The sequence below is a fragment of the Curtobacterium sp. 8I-2 genome, from assembly GCF_902506155.1.
GTDB lineage: Bacteria > Actinomycetota > Actinomycetes > Actinomycetales > Microbacteriaceae > Curtobacterium > Curtobacterium poinsettiae.
In genome coordinates this window covers 2,084,602-2,097,513 of record NZ_LR732827.1, presented here as the reverse complement: position 1 = coordinate 2,097,513, position 12,912 = coordinate 2,084,602, and the positions used below count along the sequence as shown (strand labels likewise).

Below are 12,912 nucleotides of genomic sequence, written 5' to 3'. Positions count from 1 at the left end.
CGCACACTGGGACGACCCTGTGCACGGGGCGCTCCCACTACCGCCGTGTGCGGGACAGGGTCGCCACGATCCCGGCGACGACCAGCAGGACGCCGGCGGCGATGCAGGCGGCCAGCAGCAGGGTCGTGGTGTCCACTGAGAACATCGGCAGCGCTCTCACAGCCATCGCCCCGGCGAACACGAGCATCAGCACGCCCCACAGGATCGTGCCGAACCGTGCACCGCGGCGTGCAGGCCGGTGGCCGCGCCCGTCGGGAACCTCCGGCGGAACCGTCGGCGCTGTCGTCTCGTCGTTCGTGGTGTCGTCGTTCGTCATGGTCCCGTTCCTCACTCGCCGACCGTGATCGCCCGCGGCACGTCGACGCCGCCGCCGAGGATCCACAGGTGCACGGTCGTGGTCTCGTCCGCATCGGCCGTGCGCGCCGCGCGGTTCTCCAGCATCGTGGTCCGGAGCACCCCGCCGGTGTCCGCTCCGTCGTCGCCTCCGCCGGTGTCCACGCCGTACCCGACGCCGCTGACCTCGACCCGGACCGGCAGGTCGGTCGGCAGCAGCACGTCGGCTCCGCCGGCGCCCAGCCAGAGGGTCACGTCGCCCCCGCTGGCCGACGGTTCGAGGCCGCGGAGGTCCAGGGTGGGCCCACCGGCCAGCATCGCGAAGTTCCGGTCGGTCCCCGACGCGGCCCGTTCCACCTGCCACGTGGTGCCGCCGATCAGCGAGACCTGTGTGCCGGCGGGCAGGACCCCGGTGACCACGAGGGCCACCGCGGCGACCGTCGAGAACAGTCCGAGCACGTCGTCGTCGCGGCCGCGGACCCCGGCGACGATCGTGGCGATCGCCAGCACCGCGAGCGCGGCGGCGATCCCGAGGACCGGGACGGACCACCCGGCCTGCTGCGCCCAGAACGCGACCCCGGCTCCGGCGACGAGTGCGAGTCCGAGGGACACGGCGACGTACGCCGCTCCGGGGCGCCGCTGCTCCCGCTCGGCCCGCCGTTCGCCGGCCCGCTCGCGTTCCGCGCGCAACCGCTCCTCGTGCTGCAGTCGCCGGTCCTCGGGGCTCACCGGCACGTCCCACTGCCAGGAGGCCCGACCCGGCTCCGGCGCGCCGGTCGCCTCGGTGGTCCACGCGGTCCGGGCCGGGCGCGGCTCCTCGGGGCTGGTCCAGAAGTCGCCCCGCGGCGCGGCCGACGGGTCGGCTTCGGTGTGCGCGGTCCGGTCGCCCTCCACTCCGCGTCGGGCCAGGACCACGATGAGCCAGACGATCCCGCCGACCAGCACGATGCTCCACGCGGTGGCCAGGGTCGCCTCGAGCCAGCTGGGCATCCCCCAGGCATCGGGCACACCTTGCCACCACAGCCCCCGGGCGGCGGGCACGAAGGTCAGTGCCACGAAGGCGCCGATCGCGATGAGTGCGGGGTCGAGCACCCCGCGGATCATCCGGTCGACGTGGATGCGTCCGGCGGAGTCGGGCAGCAGCGCCCAGCCGACGGCGTACGCCAGGAAGACCGGCCCGCCCAGCAGTGCGACGACGATCGCCACGCCGCGGACCACGAGCGGGTCGAGCCCGGTGCGGCGGGCGACGGCGCCGCACACGCCGGCGAGCCAGCGGTCGTCGGTGCGCGTGATGCCGAGGCCGCGGACCCAGTCGAAGAACCGGGTCGTCGAGTCGGCGCTGCCGGCAGCGGTGCCGGGAGCGGAGTCGTGCTGGTGATCGGTCATGACCACCAGCATCCCGGCAGGCGTGCGTCGGCACCATCGGGGTTCCCCCTGACCGGTCCCTGATCCCGGCCCCGGACCCTGCTGCGGGCGCCGTCCGGGTGCCAGGATTGGCCCATGGCCACCGCGACGATGACGCGCCCGACCCCGAGGGTCGTCGGCGGCGTCTGCAGCGGGTTCGCGGCGCACACCGGGCTGCCGGTCGGGGCCGTCCGGCTCGTCACCGCGGTCCTGGTGGTCTGCGGTGGCGCCGGCCTGCTGCTCTACGCCTGGCTCTGGGCGACCGTCCCGAGTGCGCCAGCCGGTTCCGCCTCGGGCCGCGCACCACTCAAGTCCTTCCTGACGCCTGCCGTCGGCGTGGCCGGAGACGACGACCCCGTGTCCGCCCTCCGCGCCCCGGTCGTCGAGATCCTGCTCGGCGTGGCCTTGCTCGCCGCCGCCGGCGCGGTGGTGGCAGCGCGGATGGGCATGGCGGTCCCCCTCGAGTTCGTCGTGCCCGGCGTCGTCGTCGTCACCGGCGCCGCACTCGCCTGGCGACAGTTCGACGCGCTCCGCAACGTCCGCACGGCCCGGTCCTCCGCCCTGGTCGTGCGGGCGCTCGGGGCCCTGGTGCTCGTCGTGCTCGGCATCCTGCTGTTCTTCACGACGAGCAGCCGCCCGAACGTCTGGACGGTCCTCACCGCCGCGGTCGCCGTCCTGGTCGGGGTCGCCGTCGTGGTCGCCCCGTGGGTGGTCCGGCTCGTCCGCGACCTCGCCGAGGAACGCGCCGCCCGCGTCCGTGACCTCGAGCGGGCCGAGTTCGCCGCGCACCTGCACGACTCGGTGTTGCAGACGCTCGCCCTCATCCAGCAGAAGGCCGAGCCCGGCTCCGACGCGGCCCGGCTGGCGCGGGCGCAGGAACGCGAGCTGCGGTCCTGGCTCTTCGCGGAGCAGGCGGAACCGGCGCGCGACCTCGGCACGCAGCTGCGCGACGCCGCCGTCGAGATCGAGTCCGAGTACCCCGCCCGCATCGACGTCATCGCGGTGGGCCCTGCCCGCACCGACCTGCCCGACGGGCTCGTCGCCGCCGCTCGCGAAGCGGTGCTCAACGCTGCCCGGCACGCCGGCGGGACCGTCAGCGTGTACGCCGAGACCGCCCGCGACCGGGTCGAGATCAGCATCCGCGACCGCGGACCGGGCTTCGACGTCGAGCAGGTGCCGGCGGGCCGGTACGGCGTCCGCGAGTCGATCATCGGCCGCATGCAGCGCCTCGGCGGCCTCGCGACGATCGCGCCCGGCCCGGGGCACACGGGCACCGAGGTCCGACTGACCCTGCCGCTCGCACCCGCGAGCCACGACGAGGAGCACGCATGACCGAACCCGCCCCGTTGACGGTCGCGATCGTCGACGACCACTCCATCTTCCGAGCCGGCGTGCGCGCCGGGCTGCCACCGGGCCTCCAGGTCGTGGGCGAGGCGGCGACCGTCGACGAGGCCGTGACACTCGTCGCGGCCACGCGCCCGCGCGTCGTCCTGCTCGACGTGCACCTGCCGGGTGGCGGCGGGGGTGGTGGTGCCGAGGTGATCACGCGGTCCGCACCGGGGAACCCGGACACCCGGTTCCTCGCGCTGAGCGTGTCGGACGCCGCCGACGACGTCGTCCGGGTCATCCGCGCCGGTGCCCGCGGGTACATCACGAAGAGCTCGTCGAGTGCCGAGGTCGCCGAGGCCGTGACCCGTGTGGCGGACGGCGACGCGGTGTTCTCGCCGCGCCTGGCCGGCTTCGTGCTCGACGCGTTCGGGGCGGTCAGCGGCGAGACGGCGCAGCACGACACCGAGCTGGACCGCCTGTCCGCCCGCGAGCAGGAGGTCATGCGGCTCATCGCCCGCGGGTACGCCTACAAGGAGGTCGCGACGGAGCTGTTCATCTCGGTGAAGACCGTCGAGACCCACGTGTCGAAGGTCCTGCGGAAGCTGCAGCTGTCGAACCGGCACGAACTGACCGCGTGGGCGCTGCAGCGCAAGCTGCTCTGAGCGCCCACACCGGCGTCACTTCGCGCTGATCCTGGGGGTGAATGGCACAGCCTTGTTGACCGCCCATGGCGTCACTTCGCGCTGATCCTGGTGTACTTGTTCACCGACCACGGCACGAACACCACGAGCATCACGGCGATCCCGATCAGGACGGTCAGCACGGGGTGCTGCATCGTCCAGATGTCCGGCACCGGCGCGGACCCGACGTTGCCGAACAGTTCGCGCGCGGCCTGCACGAGCGACGACACCGGGTTCCACTCCGCGAACACGCGCAGCACCAGCGGCAGGGTGTCGCTCGGCACGAACGCGTTCGAGATGAACGTCAGCGGGAACAGGATCATGAACGACGCGTTGTTGATGACCTCGGGTGTCTTGACGCTCATGCCGAGCAACGCCATCACCCAGCTGAACGCGTAGCTGAAGAGCAGCAGCAGGGCGATGCCGGCCAGGAACTCGAGCGGGGACGAGTTGACGCGCCACCCGACCGCCAGACCGGTGAGCATCATGATCGCCATCGAGATCGAGTTGAGCACGAGGTCGGAGTTGGTCCGTCCGACCAGCACGGCGGACGCCGACATCGGCAGCGTGCGGAACCGGTCGATCAGTCCTTCCTTCAGGTCCTGCGCCATCGCCGACCCGGAGAACGTCGCGCCGAACACCACGGTCTGCGCGAAGATCCCCGCCATCAGGAACTGCGTGTAGTCGGTGCCCTGCACCTGGATGGCGCCGCCGTAGACCTGGCTGAACAGCAGGACGAACATGATGGGCTGCAGCACGGCGAAGACGAGCATGTCCGGCGACCGCTTGAGCTTGATGAGGTTGCGCTTGGTGACGGTCCAGCCGTCCTCGACCCAGACGGCGAGCGGCGAGGTGACGACGACGGGCAGCTGACGGCCCGGAGCCAGGGAGGTGGCGGTCATCGTGCCGCCTCCTTCTGCTTGGTCTTCTGCGTGGTCGCCGCGGGGTCAACGGCGTCGTCGTCCGTCGCGGCGTGGCCGGTCAGGCGGAGGAAGACGTCGTCGAGGGTCGGGCGCCGCATGCCGGCGTCGTGCAGGTCGATGCCGGCCGCACCGAGGTCGGCGAGCACGCGCTGCAGGGCGGCCGGTCCGGCCTCGACCGCGATGGCACGGGTGCGGCCGTCGCCCGAGGTCTCGACCTCGCCGACCCCGTAGCGGCGGAGGACGGTGGTCGCCGCGTCGCCGTCGGCCTCGTCCACCAGGGTCACGACGACCCGGTGCCCACCGACCTGCGCCTTCAGGTGGTCGGAGGTCCCCTCGGCGATGACCGTGCCGTCGTCGATGACCGCGATGTCGTCGGCGAGCCGGTCGGCCTCTTCCAGGTACTGGGTGGTGAGGAGCACCGTCGCGCCCTCGGCCACGAGGTCCTCGATGATGCCCCAGAGCGCCAGCCGGCTGCGGGGGTCGAGGCCCGTCGTCGGCTCGTCGAGGAACAGCACCCGCGGGTTCATCACGAGGGCCCCGGCCAGGTCGATCCGTCGTCGCATGCCGCCCGAGAAGCCCTTGACCGGGCGGTCCCCCGCCTCGGACAGGTCGAAGACGTCGATGAGCTCACGAGCACGGTCACGCGAGGTCCGACGACCCAGGTGGTACAGCCGCCCGATCATCTCGAGGTTCTCGAACCCGGTCAGGTTCTCGTCGACCGCCGCGTACTGTCCGGACACCCCGATCGAGCGCCGGGTGGCCTGCGGATCGGCGATCACGTCGATGCCGTCGATCGTCGCGGTGCCGGAGTCGGGCGTGATGAGGGTGGTCAGCACCTTCACGGTGGTCGTCTTGCCCGCACCGTTCGGCCCGAGCAGTGCCTTCACGGTGCCCTGCGGCACCGACAGGTCGAGTCCGGCCAGTGCGTGCACCGGCCCGGACTTCGACTTGTACGTCTTGGTCAGCCCGGAGGCTTCGATGATGGCCATGTCGCTCCTTCGTCGGACACGGTGGGTACCCGGGGTCCGGTGGAGCGACGGACGTCACTCAGACGTCGAAGTCGCCACCACCGAAGTCGCTGAAGCCACCGCCGAAGTCGGATCCGCTGTCGCCCCAGCCCGCATTGTCGAAGCCGCCGCCGTCGGATGCGCCACCGTCGGACGCCCCGGCATCACCGGATTCAGAACCAGTGTCCTCCGAACCGCCGTCACCCGCAGCGTCGGTACCGCCATCGAACGAACCGGGGTCGGGCAGGAAGGCGCTCATGATCGCGGATCCGATGACGTAGCCGGCCACCGTCCCGAGGATCGAGGCACCGATCATGCTGCCGAACGAGGGTCCACCGCGCTGCCCACCGAAGCGGCCTCCGCCCCCACCGACACCGCCGAGCGAGCGCTCCATGAAGCCCGGCTGGCGGATCTCGGACCGGGTCGCCGACTGGGCCAGCGAGCGTGGGTCGTCCCCACGGGGCGCCTCACCAGGAGGGGCCGTTCGGGTGAACTCGTCGTAGACCATCCGGCGCTGCTCGTCGGTCAGCTTGGCGAAGGCCTCGGCGTGGACCTCTTCGATGCGCTCCGGCGGCGCGGTGCGGAGCAGGTAGCGGTAGCGCTCGACCGCACGCTCGTCGTCGGTGGTCGCACCCTGCTGCTGCGTCGGTGCACCGCCCAACTGCGGGACGCCGTACTGGCTGCCCTGCGGTGCGGACGGTGCCGGCTGCTGGTAGGACTGCTGGCCGTACCGGTAGCCCTGCTGCTGCGGCGGCTGCCCCCACTGGTTCTGCTGTGCGTCAGCGGATCGGTCTCGCTCCGGACGTCCGAGCAGGCGGTCGAGGAATCCCATGGTCGATGCTCCTTCGGGTGCACGGTCGGTCCGGACGGACCGGTCGTGGACTGCAACCCTACGAACCCGCGGCGTCCGATGACTGAGCGCCCGCTCAGAGTCGGCCGGGAGGCGCGTACCGGACCGGCACCGCGCCTCCAGCCCGCACCGTGCGCACCTGCGCACCCCGTGCGCGCTTCCCAGCCCCGTGCGCGGATGCAGCACCGCACCCCGCAGCCAACCCCGCACCGGAGCGCAGACCCCGCACCGTGCGCACCACCCACCGGCCGGGAGGCGCGTACCGGACTGGCACCGCGCCTCCAGTCCGCACCGTGCGCACCTGCGCACCCCGTGCGCGCTTCCCAGCCCCGTGCGCGCTTGCAGCACCGCACCCGGCAGCCAACCCCGCACCGGAGCGCAGACCCCGCACCGTGCGCACCACCCACCGGCCGGGAGGCGCGTACCGGGCTGGCACCGCGCCTCCAGTCCGCACCGTGCGCACCTGCGCACCCCGTGCGCGCTTCCCAGCCCCGTGCGCGCTTGCAGCACCGCACCCCGCAGCCAACCCCGCACCGGAGCGCAGACCCCGCACCGTGCGCCGCGCGGCTCACCCCGCGGCGAGCGCCGCCGTCCACACCGCGTGCAGTTCGTCCGCGGCCCCGGGGTGCGCCACCAGGAAGGGCTCCCCCACGGGCGGGAAGCCCTCGACGGGACCGGATCGCGTCAGCACGACGCCCCCGGCCTCGTGCACGAGCAGTACCGCGGCGCCGTGGTCGATGGGGTTGAACGCCGACACGCAGCCGCCGATCCCCCGCCCGGCCGCGACCTGCGCGATGGTCAGCGTCCCCGATCCCTGCACCCGGAGCGTGCACGACCGGTCGGCCAGCGCGTCGAGGAACGCTCCGAAACCCGCCCACGGTCGGTGCCCGTCGAGCTCGGTGCCGACGACGGCGCCGGCGAGCGGCCGGGGTGCGTCGTCGAGTCGGAGCTGCCGGTCGCGCAGGGTGGCACCGCGCCCGCGTCGCGCCTCGAGCACCTCACCGCGCCAGGGGTCCGCGACGACGCCGACGAGTGGGCGTCCGCCACGGGTCAGGCAGAGTGACATCGAGGTCCAGGGCACACCGTTCGCCAGGTTCGTGGTGCCGTCGACGGGGTCGAGGAACCAGCGGTGCCGGTCGCCGGGGGCCTCGCCGTACTCCTCGCCGGTGAACCCGTGCGTCGGGAACACCATCCGGACACGGGAGCGGACGTGCTGCTCCACCAGGCGGTCGACGTCGGTGACCAGGTCGGCGGGGTTGGCCTTCGTGTGGACCTCGCTGACGGGGTGTTCCCGCGTGTAGGCGATGACCTCGTGGGCGATGCGGTGGGCCAGGGCCTGGGCGCGCGAGGCGACCTCGGTCTCGGTGGCCTCGCGGTCACGCTCGGGCCAGCCGTCGCGTTCCGCCGCCGACAACGCGGCGCCGATGGCCCCGACGTCGTTCGTGGTGATCGAGTCGACGCCGAGCCGGGCCGCCCAGATCGCGGGTTCGACGTCGTCGATGGTCCAGACCGCGACGCGCAGGCCCAGGGCGTGCGCGACCTCGACGGTGTGCGGGGTGAGGAAGGCGACGTCGAGGTTGAGCGTCGACGGGTGGAGCGCGTCGAGGTCCGTGGGGACGGGCGGGTCGAGCGACTCCCACGCCAGCCAGACGTCGGCGTCGGGCAGCACCGAGCGGACGGCTGCCATCGCCGCGGGCGCCCCGCACCAGGCCACCGCGGTGGAACCGGTGAAGCCCGCGACGGTGCGGGCGGCGACCAGGGCGTCCTCGGCGTCGGTCAGGTCGACGAGCAGGGTCGACCGGCAGCCGTCGAGGCGTTCGAGCGCACCGTCGAGCCGCGGGATCCGGTCGAGGCCGTTGCCGAGCCGCGCGACGTCGCACCAGTCGACGTCGGCCACGCGGCGGGCGTCGCCCCACATCCGGCCGAGGGTCTCGTCGTGCAGCAGGACGGCGACGCCGTCGGCGGTGCGACGGACGTCGACCTCGATCACCTCGGCGCCGAGCGCCTCGGCGACCGCGAGGGCGGGCAGCGTGTTCTCGCGCCGGACGCGCGGCGCACCACGGTGAGCGACGAGGCGTGGCGGACGCACGCCGGGCCTGGCGTCCAGGCTGGTCGAGACCACACGGTCGACCGCAGCGACAGACGCAGACGCAGACGCAACCGAGGCTGACGCAGCCGACGCAGACGACACGGCCGCAACCGGCGTCGGGACCCCCGCGCTCATCGTGCGACCTCGAGCAGCACGCCGTCGCGGTGCACGAGCACTTCGCCCAGGCGCACCCCGGTCTCGGTGCCGACCGCCGGCGGTGGCCCGGTGACGTAGGCGCGGAGCTCCGCGCCGTCGGTGCTGAGCACGACCTCGGCGAAGTGGCCGCGCATGAGCACCCGTGCGACGGTCGCACGGATCGGCGAGTCGTCCGTGAGCACGACCTGCTCCGGGCGGACCAGCACCGTGTCGGCCGCGGTCGGGCTGACGGACGTGCCGGCGAGGAACCGGCCGGTGACGACGCTCGTCGAGCCGATGAACGACGCGACGAACCCGGTGGCGGGGCGGGCGTAGAGCTCGGTCGGTGTGGCGATCTGCTCGATCCGGCCGTCGTGCATGACGGCGATCCGGTCGGAGATGCTGAGCGCTTCGTCCTGGTCGTGCGTCACGATCACGGTCGTGATGCCGAGGCGCTGCTGGATGCGCCGGATCTCGTCGCGGACACTGACGCGGAGCTTCGCGTCGAGGTTCGACAGCGGCTCGTCGAGGAGCAGCACGTCCGGCTCCTGCACGATCGCACGGGCCAGGGCGACGCGCTGCTGCTCACCGCCCGAGATCGCGGTCGGCTTCGAGCCGGCGTGGTGGCTCAGCCCGACGAGCTCGAGCGCGTCGCGCACCCGCTCGGCGACCCGCTGCTTCGGCACCCGTCGGGTCCGCAGCGGGAACGCGACGTTCTGCGTCACCGTCATGTGCGGCCACAGCGCGTAGTTCTGGAACACCATCGCGCTCGGTCGGCGCTCCGGACCGATCGACGTGACGTCGCGGTCCCCCATCGTCACGACGCCGCCGTCGGCGGGCAGGAACCCCGCCACCATGCGGAGCGTCGTGGTCTTGCCGCAGCCCGACGGCCCGAGGAGCGAGACGAGCTCGCCCTTCGCGACGTCGAGGTCGATGCCCGCGACGACGTCGCGTCCGCCGAGCGTCTTGCGCAGTCCCCGGATGGTGAGTCCGCCGGTCCGGTCCGTCGTGCTGCCGTCGGCCTGGAGGCCCGGTGTGCGTTCCGCGACGAGCGCCTTGTCCGTCATCTGGTCGCCTTTCGTGCTGGTGGTGGTCATCGGATCTGGAAGCCGTCCGCCAGACGGCCGCCCATGATGTGCTTCCGGGCGAGCAGCAGCAGGACCACGGACGGGATGCTCAGCGCGATCGCGAACACCGCCGAGACCTGACGCGGGGAGTTGAGGACGAGCGAGTACATCGCCGTCGGCATCGTCATGTACGTCGGGGCGCCGACCAGGTACGTGCCCTGTGCCTCGTCGAAGGACGCCAGGAACGACATCACCATCGCGACGAGGATCCCCGGCCAGGCGATCGGGAACGTCACCTTCCAGAAGGTGCGCCAGCGGCTGGCCCCGGCGTCGCGGGCGGCTTCCTCGAGGGACCGTGGCACGGCCGAGAACGCCGCGGCGGGCAGCCACGTCATGAAGACGACGCAGCCCAGGACGTGCACGATCAGGATCCCGGTCACCGTGTTCATGAGGTTCAGCGCGGTGAACATCGCCGACATCGTGACGAAGAGGCCCATCTTCGGGAACGCGTTCGTGGCGAACAGTCCGACGAGCACGAGCCGCCGCCCGGGGAACTCGATGCGGCTGATCGCCCAGGCAGCGGGCAGACACACGACCGCGGCGATGAGGACCGTGAGCGGCGCGAGGACGAGCGAGTTCTGCACCGCGACGGCCAGGCTGCGGTCCTCGAACACGGTGCCCCACCACTGCAGGGTCCAGCCGTCGGGCAGCAGGTTCGGGTAGGTCCACGTCGTGGCGAAGGCACGGGCGGCCAGCCAGACGAGCGGACCGAGGATGAACACCGCCAGCACGATCGCGGTCGCCCAGACGAGGGCGTTGCCGGTCAGACGCTTGATCACTGCTGCTCCTGACGCTTCTTGTCGAGCTCGCCCGCGTTCGAGCGGACCGTCGAGCGGAGGTAGAAGACGCTCGCGGCCGCGGCGAACGCGAACACGATGAACGCCATCGCCGTCGACTGCTGCGGACGGTTGTAGGCCTGGAAGTACTTCGAGATGTCGACGCCGAGCATCGTCGGGGCGTTCGGGCCGGTGAAGTACGGCACGGTGAACGACCCGAGGACCCCGATGACGGTGAACGTCGTCGCGATGACGAGCGGGGTCGCGGCCATCGGCAGGAGCACCTGCCAGACGACGCGCCAGGTGCTCGCCCCGGCGTCCTTCGCGGCCTCGACCAGGGCATCCGGGGTGCCCTGGAGCGCCCCGGCGATCATCAGCACCGCGAACGGCAGGCTGGTCCAGACGCTGCCGAACACCACGGCGACGAGGGTGTAGCCCCACACCGGGACGTCGAGGCCGAACTGCGCCCCGAGGCTGCGGAGGAAGCCCTGCGCGTCGGTGAAGGTCAGGATCGACCAGCTCGCGATGACCACCGGCACGAAGATCGGCACCACGGCCAGGACGCTGAGGGTCTTGCCGAGGAAGCCTCCGCGGAGCCGCAGGATCACCGCGACGACGACCGCCAGCCCCACGGTCAGGCCGGTCGACAGCGCCGTGACCCCGAGCGTCGCGACCAGGTCACGCAGGAACGTGGGGTTGCCGAGCAGGGTGGTGTAGACCGCGAACGAGAAGCCGCGCACGGTGTCGCCGCCGATGTCGGCGAGCGCCTGGTTCAGGCCGCTCGTGAACCCGAGGCTGAACAGGGCGGCGTTCACCACCGGGACGCCGACGAACAGGATGACGACGAGCACCGGGGCGGCGACGAGGGCGAGGCCCTGCCACCGCCGGCGGCGGGCCAGCCGTTCCTGCGTCGTGCGCCCGCCGGCGGGGTGCGCCGGGCCCTGGGCGTGGGGCGGGACGGGCGGGAGGCCAGTGGCGGAGTCGCCACGGGCCTCCCGGCCGGTTGCTGGGCCGTCCTGGACGGTCTGGGTCACTGCGGGACCTTCGCGTCCCACGCCGCGTTCATGTCGGCGGCGAAGTCGCTCTGGAACCCGAGGCGGAGCTGCGAGGGGTTCGCGTCGGTGAACTGCTCGGCGACCGACTTCGGCAGGCTGTCGAGCGGGATCACCGGGTAGCCGGAGACGGCGCTCGCGACGAGCTGCTGCCCCTTCGCGCTGAGCACGAAGTCGGCGAGCTTCTCGGCTGCCGCCTTCTTGGCGTCGGGCTCGGTCTTCGGGATGCCGAGGAAGCTCGCGCTGCCGGTGAACGACGGGTCGTCGATCTGCACGGCCTTGGTGGTCTTCGGGATGATGCCGGTCTTCTGCGAGGTGATGAACTGGTCGCTCCAGACCGGGGCCATCGCGATCTGACCGCTGCCGAGCAGCTGCACGACCTGGTCGTTGCCGTTCGGGTAGACGCCCTTCTGGTACGTCGACGGGCCGAGGTCCTTCAGGGCCGCGAAGCCCTTGTCCCACTTCGACTCGAGCGACTTGTCGTACTTCGTCTGCATCGTCTCCTGCTCGGCGGGCGTCAGGTACTTCGCGAGCACCGTGGCCACGAACGAGCCACCCGAACCGCCGGACGACGGGGAGTTGTAGGCGAACTCGCCCGGGTTGGCCTTGATCCAGGCGAGCAGGTCGTCGAGGGTCTTCGGCGGGTCCGTGACCTTCTTCGCGTCGTACGCCAGCAGCACGCTCGAGGCGCGGTACGGGATGGCGCTGTCGCCGCCCTGCTGCTTCGTGGCGTCGGGGACGTCCTTGAGGTTCGGGATGGTGCTGTCGCTGACCGTGCTGAGCAGCCCGGCCTTGCCGGCGGTGGTGACGAAGCCGGCGTCGACGAGGTCGTACGCGACGGACTTGCCGGCCTTGACCGCGGTCGCGAGGTTCGCCTGCGTCTGGGCGTCGTGCTCGCCGTGCAGGTCGATGCTCGTGCTGACCTTGATCTTCGGGTTCGCCTTCTCGAAGGCGGGGATGAGCGACTTGTCCCAGAGGTCCTGGACGTTGGTGTCGCCGCTGATGAACACGGTGAGGCTGGTGGTGCCGTTGCCGTCGGCAGCGTTCGAGGCGTTGGCGCTCTGGACGCAGCCGGAGAGTGCGACGGTCGCGGCTGCCGCGATGGCGAGGCCGGCGAGGGCTCGGGTCTTCACGTGGGTACTCCCTGTTCCGTGGGTGATGCGGTGGGTGTCGTGCGGGGTGGGGGTGGTGCGGGGTGCGTGCGGTG

General features: G+C 72.2%; 12 protein-coding genes. 2 read left to right on the top strand and 10 right to left on the bottom strand.

The window, feature by feature from the left end; all coding sequences use genetic code 11:
• Positions 1-37 precede the first annotated feature (37 nt).
• Both BOSE127_RS13690 and BOSE127_RS13685 read right to left on the bottom strand, forming a co-directional pair.
• Positions 38-316 carry a hypothetical protein gene (locus BOSE127_RS13690; protein WP_159557637.1) on the bottom strand — a complete coding sequence of 93 codons (279 nt, stop codon included), beginning with the start codon at positions 314-316 and terminating at the stop codon, positions 38-40.
• 11 nt (positions 317-327) lie between these two features.
• Entirely contained in the window at positions 328-1,719 is a 1,392-nt protein-coding gene (locus BOSE127_RS13685) for a PspC domain-containing protein (protein WP_159557635.1), read from the bottom strand.
• 114 nt (positions 1,720-1,833) lie between these two features.
• Here BOSE127_RS13685 and BOSE127_RS13680 point away from each other — a divergent pair, with 114 nt between their 5' ends.
• Together BOSE127_RS13680 and BOSE127_RS13675 are read left to right on the top strand one after the other, a co-directional pair.
• Positions 1,834-3,069, top strand: a complete 1,236-nt coding sequence (locus BOSE127_RS13680) for an ATP-binding protein (protein ID WP_159557633.1) — start codon at positions 1,834-1,836, stop codon at positions 3,067-3,069.
• Positions 3,066-3,728 (top strand): LuxR C-terminal-related transcriptional regulator, encoded by a 663-nt coding sequence (locus BOSE127_RS13675; protein ID WP_042541384.1) that lies wholly within the window; start codon positions 3,066-3,068, stop codon positions 3,726-3,728. The genes BOSE127_RS13680 and BOSE127_RS13675 overlap by 4 nt, the downstream gene beginning before the upstream one ends.
• A 71-nt stretch (positions 3,729-3,799) precedes the next feature.
• Here the strand turns inward: BOSE127_RS13675 and BOSE127_RS13670 are convergent, their stop codons facing one another.
• The 8 genes from BOSE127_RS13670 to BOSE127_RS13635 all read right to left on the bottom strand — a co-directional run.
• Positions 3,800-4,648 carry an ABC transporter permease gene (locus BOSE127_RS13670; protein ID WP_017886987.1) on the bottom strand — a complete coding sequence of 283 codons (849 nt, stop codon included), beginning with the start codon at positions 4,646-4,648 and terminating at the stop codon, positions 3,800-3,802.
• On the bottom strand, positions 4,645-5,658 hold the full coding sequence (locus BOSE127_RS13665; protein WP_159557631.1) for an ATP-binding cassette domain-containing protein: 1,014 nt from the start codon (positions 5,656-5,658) through the stop codon (positions 4,645-4,647). The genes BOSE127_RS13670 and BOSE127_RS13665 overlap by 4 nt, the downstream gene beginning before the upstream one ends.
• Before the next feature lie 58 nt (positions 5,659-5,716).
• Positions 5,717-6,508, bottom strand: coding sequence for a hypothetical protein (locus BOSE127_RS13660; protein WP_236559556.1), 792 nt, complete (start codon positions 6,506-6,508; stop codon positions 5,717-5,719).
• A 586-nt stretch (positions 6,509-7,094) separates the two neighbouring features.
• Positions 7,095-8,615, bottom strand: a complete 1,521-nt coding sequence (locus BOSE127_RS13655) for an inositol monophosphatase family protein (RefSeq protein ID WP_236559555.1) — start codon at positions 8,613-8,615, stop codon at positions 7,095-7,097.
• 131 nt (positions 8,616-8,746) lie between these two features.
• On the bottom strand, positions 8,747-9,847 hold the full coding sequence (locus tag BOSE127_RS13650; RefSeq protein ID WP_056073043.1) for an ABC transporter ATP-binding protein: 1,101 nt from the start codon (positions 9,845-9,847) through the stop codon (positions 8,747-8,749).
• Complete coding sequence (locus BOSE127_RS13645) at positions 9,844-10,656, bottom strand: ABC transporter permease (protein ID WP_017886992.1); 813 nt, start codon at positions 10,654-10,656, stop codon at positions 9,844-9,846. Before BOSE127_RS13645 ends, BOSE127_RS13650 begins: the two co-directional genes overlap by 4 nt.
• Positions 10,653-11,687, bottom strand: a complete 1,035-nt coding sequence (locus BOSE127_RS13640; RefSeq protein ID WP_159557627.1) for an ABC transporter permease — start codon at positions 11,685-11,687, stop codon at positions 10,653-10,655. The genes BOSE127_RS13645 and BOSE127_RS13640 overlap by 4 nt, the downstream gene beginning before the upstream one ends.
• Positions 11,684-12,912 (bottom strand): extracellular solute-binding protein (locus BOSE127_RS13635; protein ID WP_442873458.1); only part of this gene is annotated, 1,229 nt, incomplete at its 5' end. The genes BOSE127_RS13640 and BOSE127_RS13635, both read right to left, overlap by 4 nt.

Excerpts from the sequence above, each read along its gene's own strand:
- BOSE127_RS13690 (WP_159557637.1), bottom strand. The coding sequence starts at position 316 with ATGACGAACGACGACACCACGAACGACGAGACGACAGCGCCGACGGTT.
- BOSE127_RS13685 (WP_159557635.1), bottom strand. The coding sequence starts at position 1,719 with ATGACCGATCACCAGCACGACTCCGCTCCCGGCACCGCTGCCGGCAGC.
- BOSE127_RS13680 (WP_159557633.1), top strand. The coding sequence starts at position 1,834 with ATGGCCACCGCGACGATGACGCGCCCGACCCCGAGGGTCGTCGGCGGC.
- BOSE127_RS13675 (WP_042541384.1), top strand. The coding sequence starts at position 3,066 with ATGACCGAACCCGCCCCGTTGACGGTCGCGATCGTCGACGACCACTCC.
- BOSE127_RS13670 (WP_017886987.1), bottom strand. The coding sequence starts at position 4,648 with ATGACCGCCACCTCCCTGGCTCCGGGCCGTCAGCTGCCCGTCGTCGTC.
- BOSE127_RS13665 (WP_159557631.1), bottom strand. The coding sequence starts at position 5,658 with ATGGCCATCATCGAAGCCTCCGGGCTGACCAAGACGTACAAGTCGAAG.
- BOSE127_RS13660 (WP_236559556.1), bottom strand. The coding sequence starts at position 6,508 with ATGGGATTCCTCGACCGCCTGCTCGGACGTCCGGAGCGAGACCGATCC.
- BOSE127_RS13650 (WP_056073043.1), bottom strand. The coding sequence starts at position 9,847 with ATGACCACCACCAGCACGAAAGGCGACCAGATGACGGACAAGGCGCTC.